This window comes from Escherichia sp. MOD1-EC4550, from assembly GCF_963876935.1.
In the GTDB taxonomy this organism is placed as follows: domain Bacteria; phylum Pseudomonadota; class Gammaproteobacteria; order Enterobacterales; family Enterobacteriaceae; genus Escherichia; species Escherichia coli_F.
The window spans coordinates 284,421-300,084 of record NZ_CAWNSE010000023.1 but is presented as its reverse complement, the minus strand read 5'-3'; the positions used below and the strand labels follow the sequence as shown (position 1 = coordinate 300,084).

11 protein-coding genes and 1 tRNA gene are annotated in these 15,664 nt (G+C 52.0%); 3 read left to right on the top strand and 9 right to left on the bottom strand.

Annotated features, from left to right (window positions below):
• Positions 1–69: 69 nt before the first annotated feature.
• From ygjK to ebgR, 6 genes are all read right to left on the bottom strand, one after another.
• Positions 70–2,421, bottom strand: coding sequence for an alpha-glucosidase (ygjK, locus tag AACU19_RS17560; protein ID WP_105278355.1), 2,352 nt, complete (start codon positions 2,419–2,421; stop codon positions 70–72).
• A 15-nt stretch (positions 2,422–2,436) separates the two neighbouring features.
• On the bottom strand, positions 2,437–3,507 hold the full coding sequence (ygjJ, locus tag AACU19_RS17555) for a protein YgjJ (RefSeq protein ID WP_105278354.1): 1,071 nt from the start codon (positions 3,505–3,507) through the stop codon (positions 2,437–2,439).
• A gap of 133 nt (positions 3,508–3,640) precedes the next feature.
• On the bottom strand, positions 3,641–5,074 hold the full coding sequence (locus AACU19_RS17550) for an amino acid permease (RefSeq protein WP_001285446.1): 1,434 nt from the start codon (positions 5,072–5,074) through the stop codon (positions 3,641–3,643).
• A gap of 62 nt (positions 5,075–5,136) precedes the next feature.
• Positions 5,137–5,586 (bottom strand): beta-galactosidase subunit beta, encoded by a 450-nt coding sequence (locus AACU19_RS17545; RefSeq protein ID WP_001219950.1) that lies wholly within the window; start codon positions 5,584–5,586, stop codon positions 5,137–5,139.
• On the bottom strand, positions 5,583–8,675 hold the full coding sequence (gene ebgA / locus AACU19_RS17540) for a beta-galactosidase subunit alpha (RefSeq protein WP_105278353.1): 3,093 nt from the start codon (positions 8,673–8,675) through the stop codon (positions 5,583–5,585). The genes AACU19_RS17545 and ebgA overlap by 4 nt, the downstream gene beginning before the upstream one ends.
• A gap of 183 nt (positions 8,676–8,858) precedes the next feature.
• On the bottom strand, positions 8,859–9,842 hold the full coding sequence (gene ebgR, locus AACU19_RS17535) for a transcriptional regulator EbgR (protein WP_097731639.1): 984 nt from the start codon (positions 9,840–9,842) through the stop codon (positions 8,859–8,861).
• A gap of 218 nt (positions 9,843–10,060) precedes the next feature.
• Here ebgR and AACU19_RS17530 point away from each other — a divergent pair, with 218 nt between their 5' ends.
• A complete protein-coding gene (locus AACU19_RS17530) occupies positions 10,061–10,393 on the top strand; it encodes a tRNA-binding protein (protein WP_000450598.1) in 333 nt (110 codons plus the stop codon).
• 41 nt (positions 10,394–10,434) lie between these two features.
• Here the strand turns inward: AACU19_RS17530 and ygjG are convergent, their stop codons facing one another.
• Positions 10,435–11,814: a putrescine aminotransferase gene (gene ygjG, locus AACU19_RS17525; RefSeq protein WP_105278392.1), complete on the bottom strand. Its 1,380-nt coding sequence runs from the start codon at positions 11,812–11,814 to the stop codon at positions 10,435–10,437.
• A gap of 417 nt (positions 11,815–12,231) precedes the next feature.
• Between ygjG and aer the strand changes: the two genes are divergently transcribed.
• Positions 12,232–13,752, top strand: coding sequence for an aerotaxis sensor receptor Aer (gene aer / locus AACU19_RS17520; protein ID WP_105278351.1), 1,521 nt, complete (start codon positions 12,232–12,234; stop codon positions 13,750–13,752).
• 106 nt (positions 13,753–13,858) lie between these two features.
• Here aer and nfeR read toward each other — a convergent pair whose 3' ends face one another.
• Positions 13,859–14,482: a DNA-binding transcriptional regulator NfeR gene (gene nfeR, locus AACU19_RS17515; protein WP_000018005.1), complete on the bottom strand. Its 624-nt coding sequence runs from the start codon at positions 14,480–14,482 to the stop codon at positions 13,859–13,861.
• 287 nt (positions 14,483–14,769) lie between these two features.
• On the opposite strand from nfeR, the gene nfeF reads away from it, so the two are divergent.
• Complete coding sequence (gene nfeF, locus AACU19_RS17510; RefSeq protein WP_105278350.1) at positions 14,770–15,534, top strand: NADPH-dependent ferric chelate reductase NfeF; 765 nt, start codon at positions 14,770–14,772, stop codon at positions 15,532–15,534.
• Between the two features lie 53 nt (positions 15,535–15,587).
• Here nfeF and AACU19_RS17505 read toward each other — a convergent pair.
• Positions 15,588–15,663, bottom strand: a tRNA-Ile gene (locus AACU19_RS17505).
• Position 15,664 lies beyond the last annotated feature (1 nt).

The window sequence follows — 15,664 nt, the reverse complement described above, 5'->3', positions numbered from 1 at the left end:
ATCCGACCTGGGGGAACGTACATGTAGGGCGGATAAGGTGTTTACGCCGCATCCGCCAGCCGTTGCAAATTACTGCTTACGGAAAAAATCGTTATACAACATATACAAATGTGCGGCACTCCAGGAGAAATTGGGTGCCCCTTGCTGCGCGCCAGTCAGAGGGTTGTAATTCTCCTGAATCGGACCGTCGGCGGTTAATCCTTTGGCATGTTGGAAGAACGTATCCGCCAGTTTCAGGGCGTCATCGCGATAACCGTAACGCTCCATTCCTTTCAGACCAAACCAGAACTGATCTACCCATACGCGCCCGCGCCAGTAGATATCCGCGCCAAAAGCCGGGTTGGTTAACGCCGCCGTTCCCAGCGGTACAAAGGTGTTGAACTCTTTGGTGTCCAGCATCACCTTCACCACCGCGTCGGCATTGGCCTGCGTTGCCGCACCGTTAAACAGCGGCGACCAGCCTTCAGGCCCTTTACCGCGCTCAACAATCGGCTTACCCGCGCAGCCATTTGCCCGCGGTTTACCTTCAATGCGCACGTCATAGTAGAACTGTGTAGTCGGGTCGAACATACAGGTGTTGATGTAGTCCGCGAGCTGCTGTGCCAACTGGCGATAGCGTTTGGCCTCTTCCGGCTTACCGAGTATGGTTGCCATCTCCGCCAGATAATGGTTATCGCTGTACATATAGCTGGCCTGATCCACCGACTCCTGCAATAGCGAGTAGCCCAGCAACGTTCCGTCCTGACTGCGGTTTTCGGCGAATTTCACCGTCCAGTCGCTACGTTTGCCGCCGTTAGCGACATATTTATCCAGCTGTTCCTTGTCGATAAACCCAAAGACGGCGGCGTCATCACGACCTGATTCCCACGACGCAGCAACTTGTGCCGGGATTTCCAGACTGTCGTACTGGCCTTTCTCCACCACGCGGGCGTAGTTGTTCAGCCCAGACAGCGTCTCTTCTTTATCGCCTTTTTTCACCGTAAACAGCATCTCGCCGCTCTTGGTGTTATGGGCTTTATCGCGGGTCGCGCCATATTCCGGCACGCCGTTGCCGTTATGATCGCGGTTACGTAACCACCAGTCGTGATAGGCCACCAGCTTCGGGTACATCTCTGCCAACCAGGCTTTATCCTGGGTGACGTTGTACACTTCCATTACTGACCAGGCGGCAAGGCTGGGTTTGGTATTACGTTCGTTCCAGTTGCCGCCATCGCCGCCACGCTCGGGGCTAAGGTTCCACGCTATCAGGTCGGGGACAAAGCCCACATCCTGCGGACGCACGCGGTCGCCGGGCTGGATCTGCCAGGAGAAGACCGCGCGGATATTCTCTTTGGCGATGTCCGGATTGAAATGCGCCATCGCAAACGCCTGCTTCCAGGTATCCCACGGCCAGGTCTGATTGCCGGAGAACCAGCGCCCGGTCACCGACGGTGTGACGGTATTAAATTTCACCGCCCCGCCCGGTGAGCGCCAGTTACCGTTGAGTGTTTCGATGGCTTTCACCGCGACGCGCGTCTGTTCCGGCGTCGCATCCGGATTGGTTAACCCTTTCTTCAGGTACTCTTCCCAGCGTTGCTGCGAGGCGGTGAGATAAAACGCCGGACGCGCCAGAATATCGCGGATCTGCATTTGCTCTTTGCTAACTTCCTGAGCGGTCAGCAGATGGGAATAGGTGGTGTAGAGCGTCGTCGAACCGTTGATATGCGCCTTACTGGTAAAGCGATTACCGTTGATTTCAGTCTGCACCGGCAGGGATTTATGCACCTGATATTCTGATTCACCGGAGGTCAGCAGATCCCAGGTGGCGCGCACTTTGCCAAAGGTGACTTTCAGGCCATCACGGGTGGCGCTGATTTTGCGCTGATAGTCAGGGTACTCGCCAGCAATGGTTTTATCGGAAATCGGTTTCCCTTCCTTCGCTTCCAGTTTTTCCAGCAGCTCGCCGTCCCACACCAGATCCAGCGGTTTATTGCTGGTGATTTTAGTTTCCAGTAATGAGGTACGCGGCGTGGCGAAGCGCAGAGTCATTTCGACCTGCACATCTTTTGCTGTCATTTTTTGTACCAGCGCGCCGGGAATACTGTATGCCTCCAGCGTGAAATTGACTTTCTTGCCGTCCTGCCAGACGGTCAGGCGGTCGAAATTGCTGGCCATAAAGTTGATGTATTCTTCTGTCAGCAGCGCAACGCCTGGAAAACCGCCCATGGTGTTCGGTCCGTCTGGCAACAGATGACCATGCCAGGATCCGAGATCGAAAAACGGATTAAAACGCTGGTGATCGTCGTAATCGTAATCCTTCATGTACTGCGGTGCGCCGGTACGGTTAATCACGTTTTTGTAATTGTCGGCATTAGCGGCATGGGCGGAAAAACTCATCAGTAGAGCGCAGGCTACTGGCGTTAAAATAGTTTTGATTTTCATGAGATTATTGTCATTTTACCAGTAGAAATATTGCATCAGGAAGAGTTGGTCGCTGGGATCGTTAGGGGCATTTTTCATGTAGAAGCGGCTATCAAAAGCCGTTGCGAAACGTCCGCCGCCGTATTCGTACCAGATACCAAACTGCATGAAAGAGGTGGTTTCATCGTCAGCGTGGTCAGGGCGATGTTTGGCGTAGGTGTAAGCGGTGGAGAGATAAACGCCCTTTAACGCTTCATACATAGCACTCACCATCATCCCGCTTTCACTTCCCGGTACGTCCAGCCCGTCGGCGCGTCCGGTATGGTGCCAGGCGCGAGCGGCAAAGTTAGGGGTAAGCAGTCCCGTCAGATAGAGTTGCCCTGTGCCGTCGGTGATTTCCAGACCGTTCATCCAGGTGATGCCTTCGGCAAGGTCATACTGGATGTAACCGTTCATCATTGCCGGATAGGTGTATTTGTCGTCGTAGCGATCGTATTTGCCAAAATGTAGCCAGGCTTTGCTTTCGTCATGATGTCCGGCAGGTGTGGCGGTGACGCTATAACGAAAGTTGCCGGTTAAGTTCTGTACCTTCAGCGCGGTCATAATGTCGCGGGTATTGGGAATGACGTAGCCCAGATCGGGCGTGAAATCGCCCCACCATTGCAGGTCATCCAGCGAGGAATCCTGACGCAGACTGAGCATGATTTCGGTGCCATCATTGGTACGATAACCGCCATAGAAACGGTTAATCCCACCTTCGAAACCACCCCAGCTATGGTCAGGCACCCAGGCATTACCGTCGTGGTCGGCCTGCACGGTCCAGCCTTCGCCGTAAATCAGGCCGAACCAGGAGCCGTACTTCATCTCCAGGCCACCTTCAATATAGGTGCCGTCGCTGTATTTATGTTTATTCTCACCCTCTAAATCCATATATCCACCAACCCCTAATTCGCCGTAAAAACGAAATGAAGGAGAAGATGTCGAGGTCATTGCGGGTGTTTTTGTGTCGTCATGTTCTGCTGGACGTGCTTCTTCAGCAGCCGCAGAAAAGGCGTAGCAAAACGGCAGAGCAAGTAATGCTCTGCATGGTGCAGTGATTAATTTCATTGTGTTAATCCATGAGCTAAAGAAAAAGTACAGCCTTTTATCGTTGTAATTATAAAAATATAAAGGCAGAAACTATTTTCCCTCTCCCCATCCAGGAAGAGGGAAAATGCCTGCTCATTTTTTATTATTCTGCTTAATCAACATTGCTGGCTGGCGTCGCTTCAATATGGCGCTCTTCAGCCGTTAATCCCTTTATATATTTACTGTATTTCCACCACGCAAAGCCGAGGAAGATAACAATACCGCCGACGTTATAAAAAATGATGGTCAGAATATTCGCGCCAGTCGGGAATGTCGAAGCGACAAACCCTACGGCAAATATCGCAATCAGCATTGAAACAACGATAATACCTGTGCGGCGGGAGCCCATACGGAAATCGCGTGGCAGGTGATCTAATTTGGCGCGTAAATTCAGGTAAGCCAACATGATGAATAACGGTGGAAGCATGGATGCTGCGGCGGTCATATTAATAATGGTATTCATCAGATCTTGCACGGTATTGGAACCGAGCATCGGGATAATCATCAGCGGGATGACAATCAGGAACTGGATCCATGCCGCGCGCGCCGGAACGCCGTTTTCGTTCAGTTCGACGGTTTTCTTACCAAAGATGCCTTCCGGGATTTCGGAGAAGAAAATTTTTACCGGCGTAGCGGTCCACATCAGCAGGGAGCCGAACATCGCGGTAAAGGACACCAGGCCAACAAAGCGATTCATCAACGCTTCCGGCAGACCAAAATACGCCGCCATGCCATGGAATACCTGCACCGATCCGCCGGTAAACTTCAACTCTTTGCTGCTGACGAAGACGTTAATTAGCACCGAGGAGACGGAATACAGTACACCGATAAAAATCCCGGCGAGAATGATCACTTTAACAAACGATTTTGAACCGCCTTTGACGTCGTTAACGTACACCGCGACAGATTCCGCGCCACCTGCGGCCATAAAGATCCAGGTAGTAACGCCGAGGAACGCCCAGTTAAAGTTAGGGATCATCGCGTCAACGGTGATCGGATCGGCAGGCTGTACGCCGCCAACCAGCGCCGTGCCTGCCAGTAAAATGTAGGAGAGCGTTAACAGCAGCATCAGCGTTGAAGTGACGGAGGTGATTGGCCCCAGCATTTTCGCCCCGTTGGTGGAAACCCAGGTGGAGAAGGCGAACAGCACCATACTGATAATGGTGGTGGCAACCGGCGTCATAATATATTCGTAGCCGAGGAAAGCATACGAGGCGTAAGCAATAACGCGCGGTAATAATGAGGTGAAAAAGAACAGGTTTACGAACCAGTAGGTATAGGCAGTAATAAATGCCCAACGTCCGCCCAGCGAACTTTTTACCCACGCGTAGACACCGGCTTCCGAGTTTTTATTTAACGAAACAAATTCTGCGATGATCAGACAGAAGGGAATAAAATAAAAAATCGTCGCGAGGAAAAACATTGGTGCCGAGGCCAGTCCAAGCTCAATATTATTATTGATAACGTTGTTAAAGCTGTAAACGGCGGCAAAAGTCAGCGAGAGCAAGCCGAATTTGCCGATTGTATTACGTTTGGTATCAGACATAACACATCTCCGAAAATGAGTAGGGTAGCGGTGGCGGCAAACTCCTTATGCCGCCGTAATTGTTATTTGTTATGGAAATAACCATCTTCGATGGTGACTTTGAGAACCACTTTTTTGACCGCGTTATTACAGATAAATCGATACGCTTCATGGATATCGCAAATAACGATTTGCCCTTCGTGGACCTCAACGGCTTCTCCGCAGCCTTTTAGATATTCACGGTCAGTTTCATCACGATAATATTCCACTACCTGTAATGTCTCTTTCGGCGCATATTCAATTTTTTGTTGTCCTTGCAGGTAGTAATGTACTTCAAAATAGCGTCGATGCCCGGTAAATAGCGCATCGGTCGCGGAGTCTGTCTCCACGCGGTAAGTCAATGAGTCACCGATGGAGTGGGCGACGCCAGGCTGAATGTTGTCGATATTTTCAATCGCTTCAACGCAGCGTTGCCACTTTTTGCCAGAGGCGTAAATCTGGCGGAACTGTTCTAAGTTATCGATGATCCTCATTGCTTATTCTCGCTGTGCAAATTCGTGGAAAAGAACCCTGCGCCGAACTCATACGACGCCGGGCTTTGCGCGGTAGCTTCCCCGCCAGAAACTGGCAGCAACGTAAAGCCGTAGCTGAAGTCACGGAACCTGACGCGCCAGGTGTCCAGCACTTCGCTGCCCCAGGAGTTAGAGCCGAGGCCAAGCAGTTGGTGGTCAAGATTCAGGGTGATGTCATCACTGCGCTGCAGTTCGTTACAGTGCTGGGCAGCGTGGATGTTTTCCTGGGTGTAGTGCCAGGCGCTGAAGTTAATGGGGCGCTGCGGAACCACCAGCAGACCACTGCCGTGGCGGTTAGTGAGTGCCGTCCAGCGGACATGCTGACGGTTACCGTTGTTCTGTGGGAAGGGATAGTTCTCGAACATGGCATCGACGGTACTGCGCCAGATATCAATGATGTTAGCCTGCTGGCTGTCGGCGTAGTTTTCGCCCGGTCCACGTCCGTAATATGCTACCTGGTCGTATTCGCCGTTAATCCCCATGGTGAAACCGATGCACGGAATGATGTGCGGATAGTCGCCGTAACGTTCGCCGGAAAGCGCCACATTAACCTGACCATCGGCAGCGATGCGCCAGATGTAGGTACAGCGCATCCCGAAGTCAAACACCGGTGGGGCAATAACCGTGCGGCTGATGATCAACACTTCATCATCACTTTGCTCAACGACAAAATCGCGCAGATGCTCCTGCATGATCTGCAAATGATTCGGTTGCCACAGCCCTTCGTACTCTTGCTTGTGGTTGTCGATCATCGGCTTGAAGAAGTTGATCTTTGGCTCGCGGGTCAGCAGCGACTCGCCATTCACCTGCCAGGATATCGGTTTGCCACTCATTTTTGAGAAGGTGATCGCGAAGTTGTAGCCGCGAACGGTGCAGCTCAAACGATCGTCTTCCAGCGTCAGCGGACGCGCATTATTTGGTGCGAAAGGCACTGGCTGCGCGGTGTTTTCCTTCAGCGGGAACTGATAAGTGGCGATAGAATGCCCGGCGTCGCTGTAGCGGGTGCGGGAATCTTTGGTCACCGTAATGTTGAGGAACGCTTCGCGGGCGTCCAGCTGTGGCAGCGTGATCTGCAAGGGGGCTTCGCTGTTCGGCGCAACGTCGCGCAGTTTAATCTGCTGCGTCGCGAGCGTTTCACCTTCGGCGCGCACCTCTGCGTGCAGGGTGTAGTCATCAAGCGTGGTAAACCACAGTTTATTTTCGACTTTCAGCTCGCCGCGAGTCAGATCCAGCGCGTGGATTTTTACCGGCGCGATAACCTGTTTGTACTCTTTCAGTCCCGGCCCCGGCGTCTGATCGGAATAGATCAAACCATCAAGACAGAAGTTATAGTTGTTGGGATAGTCGCCGTAGTCACCGCCGAATTTATACCAGACATTGCCGTTGTCATCCTGCGCCTGGATCCCGTGGTCGCACCATTCCCAAACATAATGTCCCTGAATGCAATCGTGCTTATAGAATACGTTTTGGTACTCCGTCAGCCCGCCCGGACCGTTCCCCATCGCATGGGCGTATTCACAGATGATGCGCGGCTTCGGATGCGGATATTCACCAAACTCATTCATCAGCGGCACGCGGGTGTACATGGTGGAAATAATATCGACCACTTCAGCATCGCGATCTTCTTCGTAATGCACCAGTCGCGTGTCATCCAGCGCCTTCGCTGCGTGGTACATCGCGCGGATGTTACAGCCATAGCCGGATTCATTGCCCAGCGACCAGATGATGATCGACGGATGGTTTTTCTGCGCGTGGATATGGCGAACAATGCGCTCGACGTAGACTTTTTCCCACTGCGGATCGTCGGTAATACGGCTGATATCGCCGACGTTAGCAAAGCCGTGCGATTCGACATCGGTTTCCGCCATCACAAACAGGCCGTAGATATCACACAGTTCGTAAAAACGCGGATCGTTGGGGTAGTGAGCGGTACGCACAGAGTTGATGTTGTGCTGTTTCATCAACTGGAGATCTTTCTCGACGCGATCCATTCCAACGGCGCGGCCTTTGCGATGATCGTTGTCGTGACGGTTGACGCCGTGCAGCATCACATAACGGTTATTGATCCAGAACAGACCGTCGCGCACTTTGATATCACGGAAGCCAACGCGTTGTGGCACCACTTCCAGAACGTTGCCGTCGGCGTCTTTCAGCGTCATGACCAGATGGTAAAGATAAGGGGATTCTGCTGACCATTGCTGGGGCTGTTCGACAGTAAAAGCAAAGCTGGCGCTGGTCAGTTTTTCAATTGCCAAATGATCAATGGTGCTGCTGTGCACCACGCGTTCGCCATCAAACAGGGTATATTCCAGCGTCGTTACGACAGGGGAGGCTGCGAGATTTTCCAGCACCACTTCGCAGGAAAGCGTGGCATCGCAATAGGCTTCGTCAAAGTCGGTACGCACGGTGAAATCGTTAATATGCGTGAGTTGTTTACCGACCAGATAAACATCGCGGAAGATCCCCGCCGACCACCACATATCCTGGTCCTCCACGTAGGTGGAGTCCGCCCACTGCATCACGCGCACACACAACAGGTTGTCGCCGGTTTTTACCATTGCGCTGATGTCAAACTCTGCGGTCAGGCGGCTGCCTTTGCTGAAACCCACATACTGACCGTTAACGTAGACTTCAAAATAGGTTTCGACGCCGTCAAATTTAATCAGCGTCTGTTTGCCTTGCCAGCCGTCGCTGAGGGTGAAAATGCGTTGATAGGCACCGGTTGGGTTATCGCTGGGGACAAACGGCACATCAATGGGGAACGGAAAACCTTCGTCGGTATATTGCAGTTTGCCGTGGCCTTCCATTTGCCACATGGCGGGGACGGTGATATGTCCCCAGTCAGCCATTAACTCGGAAGTGAAGGCTTCAGGTACTTGCAGCGGATGGTCAAAAAAATGGAAATTCCACTGACCGCTTAAAGACAGAAACAGGCTGCTGGTTTCGCGGGCAAAGGTACGTGCCTGTGCAACAGAATCATATGAAAAAAAGTAGGCACGCGGCGCAAGTCGGTTTTCGTGGGTGAGCTGAATGTTTTCCCAGCGATTCATAGGGCCTCCCGGTAGAGAGAAATCGGAACCATTCATGGTGATGGTAGTTTGTGTAATTGCTGGGGAGTTTAGTAAAATTTTTACTAAAATATAGCGAGTAAATGCATTTACTTTAACTGGATCACGAAAATAAACGGCAGCACTGTCCGGCAAAAACGATTGCCGGACAGTGTGTAAGGGGATTTAACGGGTCGTGCCGCGCAGTTTTAATTTGCTGGGAACGAAGACTAACAGCGGCAGCGCGCGACCATCCCGGGCTTTTTCATACACCAGGTTAACGCCCTGGCTTCCCATCATCTCGGAATGGATGCGCACGGTGGAGAGCGGCGGAAAGGTAAATCGTGCGGTGGGGATATCGTTAACGCTGATAAGCGAAATATCCTGCGGGATGTTCAGACCACGTTCATGAATTGCCCGCAGTACGCCAATAGCAATGGAATCGGAAGCAACAAAAAGCGCCTTCGGGTAGTCTTCCCGAGCCAGCATCTGTTTCGCCAGTTCGTAGCCCGACGAACTGGAAAAACCGCCGCGCCAGATATCCTCTTCGCGTACCATTTGTTTCAGTCGGCCATATTCCGCAAAGGCGACCTCACGAATATCCGCCTTGCCAGGCTCATCTTCACCGCCAATGAAACCAATACGATTAACGCCCTGGTTGATATAGAAGTCGATGATTTCTTTACTGATACGTGCCAGATCGATATCCACCGCATCGTAACCGCTGCCGGGTTCGTGAAAGTCGATAAAACAGATATTGTCGGTCAACGCGCTGGCAGCGGCGCGCAGGGCGGGCGTGGGTTTGCCGACAATTAAAATACCGGTGACGTTTTTAATGTCTGGTAAGCCGCTGTGTTCATAACAGTTGGTGAGCTCGATGCCCAGCTTTTCGCACTGGGTTTCAATGCCGTGGCGGATCGCCAGATAGTAAGGATCGTTGATCTCCAGCTCCTGCTGGTAGCTGTAGATAGCCAGAATATGGTGTTGGTTGACTGCACCTGTCTGGAGTTTACGGGCACTACTGGTCTTGTACTCCAGCTTTTCGGCGATCTCGAGAATGCGATGTTTCGTCTCTTCTTTCACATTCAATGTCGGATCGTCATTTAAGACCCTGGATACTGTCGCCAGGGATACGCCAGCTTCGATTGCGATGTCTTTTAGTGTTGCCATGTTTACCTTTTTTACTTTCCCTGATGTGCACACCCATTGTAGTGGAAGTGCTTTTTGGGTCACCTGTTTTCAGTAAATAAAGCGTGGTTCTTTGACGCTGTAACGGTAACACAGCGGCTTACGAATGTGATCATGCCTGCATTCTCCATTTTTAGCCTACAGGATTGAGAAATTTTTTTGCTATAGTTTAGTAAAATTTTACTTGAAGGGGGATAACAATGGAAACCGTGGCTTATACCGATTTCGCACGTCTGGAAATGCGCGTTGGAAAGATTGTGGAAGTTAAACGCCATGAAAACGCTGACAAGCTGTACATCGTACAGGTTGATGTTGGTGAAAAAACGCTGCAAACCGTGACCAGCCTGGTGCCGTACTACAGCGAAGAAGAGCTGATGGGGAAAACGGTGGTGGTCTTATGCAATCTGCAAAAAGCAAAAATGCGTGGTGAAACATCGGAATGCATGCTGTTGTGTGCGGAAACCGATGATGGCAGTGAAAGCGTGCTGTTAACGCCGGAGCGGATGATGCCTGCGGGCGTACGTATCGTATAAAACAATCGGATGGCGACGTCGTATCGCCATCCGATTTGATATTACGCTTCTTCGACACTTACTCGCATGGCCGCCAGCGCCTTACGCGCCGCTTTGATCACCAGTTCGCACTGTTCAATGGTCAGTGTCAGTGGCGGTTCAATGCGGATCGTTTTGGCGTTATTGAGCGTTCCGGCCACCAGGACGCGCTGGCGGAACATCTCGCTGGCAAAGTTATAGCCGATTTCGTTATCAACAAACTCAATCGCCATCAACATCCCTTTACCACGCGCTTCCTGTATCAGATCGGGATATTCCCGTGCCAGTTGACGGAAACCGTCCAGCAACATATCGCCTTTTTGCTCAGCCTGAGCCGGTAAGTTCTGCTCCAGCAACACATTGATGGTCGCCAGCGCCGCCGCACAGGCCAGCGGGTTGCCGCCAAAGGTGGTGGTATGCAGGAACGGGTTGTCGAACAGAACTGAGAACACCTCTTCAGTGGCGATGGTCGCGCCAATCGGCATCACGCCGCCGCCGAGGGCTTTTGCCAGACACAGAATGTCCGGCTGAACGTTCTCATGCTCGCAGGCGAACATCTTGCCCGTGCGCCCCATGCCCGTTTGTACTTCATCGAGGATCATCAGTGCGCCGAACTCATCGCACAGCTTACGCACGGCGGTGAGATAGCCCGGCGGCGGCAGAATTACGCCACCTTCGCCCTGAATCGGCTCAAGGATCACTGCGGCAACATCGTCACCGGTTTTTTTGCACTCGTTAAGAGCCGTGCGCATGGCTTCGATATTGCCAAACGGTACATGACGGAAGCCCGGCAGTAACGGCATAAACGGTTTGCGGAAGGTCGATTTCGCCGTGGCCGACAGCGCGCCAAGTGATTTACCGTGGAACGCGCCGCTGGTGGCAATAAAAGTAAACTTGCCGCGCGGCGACTGATAAGCCTTCGCCAGCTTCAGCGCTGCTTCAACGGACTCGGTGCCGCTATTACAGAAGAAGCTGTATTTCAGTTTACCTGGCGTTAGCGCAGCAAGGGTTTTCGCCAGCATCGCCCGTAACGGATCGAGCAGCTCCTGGCTGTGCAACGGTTGTTTCGCAAGTTGATTCTGTACGGCGGAAACCACAACTGGATTACGGTGCCCCACGTTGAAAATTCCAAAACCTCCAAGGCAGTCGATAAACTCCTGTCCCTGGGTGTCGACAAGCGTATTTAAACCTCCCGCTTGCCACTCTACGGCTCCGTAATCCCCGCCGGCGGTAACAGATTTGCGATACTCTAAAAACCCCGGATTGACATGCTCTTTGAAGTATTCAATGACCTCTCGGTTAAGTGCTTTCATCTCCTCATGATCCAGCGTTCGCTTCTCAATGAGATTCAGGGCGTGGGCGCTGCACGCTAAAGCCGATGCGCTCGAAGGTAACCTGTTCAAAATATGCTCCGGAGGCTCGCGTATCACATGATACCGATTTAAGTATTGCAGGGATTGCGCCACTCCGGCTGCAATCGCGAAAATCGGGATAAACACAAATGTGGTTATCATTTGCGCAATATTTAATGCTGTTTGTTAACATTTGCTGTTATTTTGCACGGTCTATATTGGGTATGAATGTGGTGATCGCTGCGCAAATGCACGCTTTTAGGGCAATAAATGCCTGATTTTTGGGCAAGATAATTAACGTTTTCGTATAGTAACAGAGTGAAAGTATTTTAAATCAAGGAATTAGATTTGTGCTTTAATCGCAAATTGCGATCTAAATCAAATTAATCGGTTAAAGATAACCGCAGCGGGGCCGACATAAACTCTGACAAGAAGTTAACAACCATATAACCTGCACAGGACGCGAACATGTCTTCTCATCCGTATGTCACCCAGCAAAATACCCCGCTGGCGGACGATACCACTCTGATGTCCACTACCGATCTGCAAAGCTATATCACTCATGCTAATGACACTTTTGTGCAGGTGAGCGGCTATACCTTGCAGGAGTTACAGGGGCAGCCGCACAATATGGTGCGTCATCCCGATATGCCAAAAGCGGCGTTTGCGGATATGTGGTTCACCCTGAAAAAAGGGGAGCCCTGGAGCGGCATCGTGAAAAATCGCCGCAAAAATGGCGACCATTATTGGGTGCGGGCCAATGCGGTACCGATGGTGCGCGAGGGAAAAATCAGTGGCTATATGTCGATTCGTACCCGGGCGACGGATGAAGAGATTGCGGTGGTGGAGCCACTGTACAAAGCGTTGAACGCCGGACGTACCAGTAAGCGTATTCATAAAGGCCTGGTGGTGCGTAAAGGCTGGCTGGGAAAACTACCTTCATTGCCGCTTCGCTGGCGGGCGCGTGGAGTGATGACGCTGATGTTTATCTTGTTGGCGGCTATGCTTTGGTTTGTTGCTGCCCCGGTGGTGTCGTATTTCCTCTGTGCATTAGTGGTATTGTTAGTAAGCGCCTGTTTTGAATGGCAGATTGTGCGCCCGATAGAAAATGTCGCCCGTCAGGCACTGAAGGTGGCGACCGGAGAACGTAATAGTGTTGAGCATCTGAATCGCAGCGATGAGCTGGGGCTGACATTACGCGCGGTAGGGCAGCTTGGCCTGATGTGCCGTTGGCTAATTAACGATGTCTCGAGCCAGGTGTCCAGTGTCAGAAACGGCAGCGAGACGCTGGCGAAAGGCACTGATGAACTGAACGAACATACCCAACAGACGGTTGATAATGTTCAGCAAACGGTGGCGACCATGAACCAGATGGCGGCGTCGGTGAAACAGAACTCTGCCACGGCGTCGGCTGCCGATAAACTTTCGATCACCGCCAGTAATGCGGCCGTGCAGGGCGGGGAGGCGATGTCCACGGTGATCAAAACGATGGACGATATTGCTGACAGTACCCAGCGCATTGGCACCATTACTTCGCTGATTAACGATATTGCGTTTCAGACCAATATTCTCGCCCTGAATGCGGCGGTGGAAGCGGCGCGTGCCGGAGAACAAGGCAAAGGTTTTGCAGTGGTGGCAGGGGAAGTGCGTCATTTAGCCAGCCGCAGTGCTAATGCCGCCAACGATATTCGCAAGCTGATTGATGCCAGTGCTGATAAGGTGCAATCCGGTTCGCAGCAGGTACACGCCGCCGGACGGACGATGGAAGATATTGTGGCGCAGGTAAAAAACGTCACCCAGTTGATCGCCCAGATTAGCCATTCAACGCTGGAACAGTCCGATGGGCTTTCCAGCCTGACCCGTGCGGTGGATGAGCTTAACCTGATCACCCAGAAAAACGCCGAGTTAGTGGAAGAGAGTGCGCAGGTGTCGGCGATGGTGAAACACCGCGCCAGCCGACTGGAAGACGCGGTGACGGTGCTGCATTAATCGGTATGCCGGATATAGCCGTTTGTACACAATGCCTGATGCGATGCTGGCGCATCTTATCAGGCCTACGGGGTGTGTAGGGTACGCCGCATCCGGCAATCGGTGATTAATCCAGTTGGGTAATATCAAAAGCGGCGCGGTCGATCACCGCAATGATCTTTTTTATTTGTGCATCAGTGATATCGCTCTGGTTGACGCGTAAATCCAGCACCGCTTTAAAATTATCCAGCGCCCGCTTCATTTGCGGGTTCTGGCGCAGCGCAGCGCCAACGCAACGCGCTTTGATGCGCTCTTCAATCATCTCCACTTGTTCGCGGTTTTCTTCCAGCCACTGCGCGCCTTGTTCGGTCAGCGCAATCTGCTTCTTACCACCTTCCTCTTCGCGGATGGTAATTAGCGACTGTTCCTGAAGAAAATCCAGCGTCGGGTAGATGACGCCCGGGCTTGGGGTGTAATTTCCCTGGGTCAGATTTTCAATCGCTTTAATCAATTCGTAACCGTGGCTGTCATCGCGCGAGAGAATATCCAGAATCACCAGACGTAATTCACCGTGACCAAAGAAACGTTGCCGACGACCGCCGCCGCGACCGTGGCGACCACCACAGCATTGACCGTGTTCATGCTGGTGACCGTGTCCGCAGTGTTCGTGTTCTGATTTCTCACCTTTGCAGCAGCCTTCATGACGTGGCTGGCCTTCATGTTTACAACACCCTTCGTGATGATGGCTCATATCAGCCTCCTTTTGCTCAATTAGATATATCTAATTTATATCTGATGTAAGCATTAGTGCAAGTGTAAAAATGATTTTTAAACGTGGACTCATCTCACACGTAGGCCGGATAAGGCGTTCACGCCACATCCGGCGTTGAGTAATGATGCCTGAGAAGAGGCGGTTCGTCTTATCAGACTATAGACATATCAGTTCTACAAATCGCTTGCATTTATCAAGATTAACAATCATTATCATTTGCGAAAATTATTTAGATATATCTGATTATCCTCACGAAGGCGATAACAATGAATAATTCCCCCAGCTACCCACAGCGCGTTCGCAATGATCTGCGCTTCCGTGAACTGACTGTGTTACGCGTTGAGCGTATCAGTGCCGGTTTTCAGCGCATTGTCCTCGGCGGCGAGGCGCTGGACGGTTTTACATCGCGCGGCTTTGACGATCACAGCAAACTCTTCTTTCCTCAATCTGACGTTCACTTTGTGCCGCCAACGGTAACGGAAGAGGGGATCGTCTGGCCGGAAGGACCACGCCCACCGTCGCGTGACTATACGCCACTGTATGACGAACAACGTCATGAACTGGCGATCGATTTCTTTATTCACGACGGCGGAGTCGCCAGCAGCTGGGCGATGCAGGCGCAACCGGGCGATAAACTCACGGTGGCAGGGCCGCGCGGTTCGCTGGTGGTGCCGGAAGATTACGCGTATCAGGTGTATGTTTGCGATGAGTCCGGAATGCCGGCACTGCGCCGCCGCCTGGAAACGTTGAGTAAACTTGCCGTTAAACCGCAAGTTACCGCGCTGGTCAGCGTACAGGATAACGCCTGTCAGGATTATCTCGCGCACCTTGATGGTTTTAATATCGAATGGTTGGCGCATGATGAGCAGGCGGTAGACGCACGCCTGGCGCAGCTGCAAATCCCTGCCGATGATTACTTCATCTGGATAACCGGCGAAGGCAAAGTCGTTAAGAATTTAAGCCGCCGCTTTGAAGCGGAACAGTATGACCCACAGCGGGTACGCGCAGCGGCTTACTGGCACGCAAAGTAACTGATATATAAAAAGAAAAAGGCTGACGATTTCTCGTCAGCCTTTGCTATGTCTGGTGGCCCCTGCTGGACTTGAACCAGCGACCAAGCGATTATGAGTCGCCTGCTCTAACCACTGAGCTAAGGGGCCA

What these genes read in the sequence shown, in the direction of transcription:
- ygjK (WP_105278355.1), bottom strand. Translation starts at nt 2,421, where the DNA reads ATGAAAATCAAAACTATTTTAACGCCAGTAGCCTGCGCTCTACTGATG.
- ygjJ (WP_105278354.1), bottom strand. Translation starts at nt 3,507, where the DNA reads ATGAAATTAATCACTGCACCATGCAGAGCATTACTTGCTCTGCCGTTT.
- AACU19_RS17550 (WP_001285446.1), bottom strand. Translation starts at nt 5,074, where the DNA reads ATGTCTGATACCAAACGTAATACAATCGGCAAATTCGGCTTGCTCTCG.
- AACU19_RS17545 (WP_001219950.1), bottom strand. Translation starts at nt 5,586, where the DNA reads ATGAGGATCATCGATAACTTAGAACAGTTCCGCCAGATTTACGCCTCT.
- ebgA (WP_105278353.1), bottom strand. Translation starts at nt 8,675, where the DNA reads ATGAATCGCTGGGAAAACATTCAGCTCACCCACGAAAACCGACTTGCG.
- ebgR (WP_097731639.1), bottom strand. Translation starts at nt 9,842, where the DNA reads ATGGCAACACTAAAAGACATCGCAATCGAAGCTGGCGTATCCCTGGCG.
- AACU19_RS17530 (WP_000450598.1), top strand. Translation starts at nt 10,061, where the DNA reads ATGGAAACCGTGGCTTATACCGATTTCGCACGTCTGGAAATGCGCGTT.
- aer (WP_105278351.1), top strand. Translation starts at nt 12,232, where the DNA reads ATGTCTTCTCATCCGTATGTCACCCAGCAAAATACCCCGCTGGCGGAC.
- nfeR (WP_000018005.1), bottom strand. Translation starts at nt 14,482, where the DNA reads ATGAGCCATCATCACGAAGGGTGTTGTAAACATGAAGGCCAGCCACGT.
- nfeF (WP_105278350.1), top strand. Translation starts at nt 14,770, where the DNA reads ATGAATAATTCCCCCAGCTACCCACAGCGCGTTCGCAATGATCTGCGC.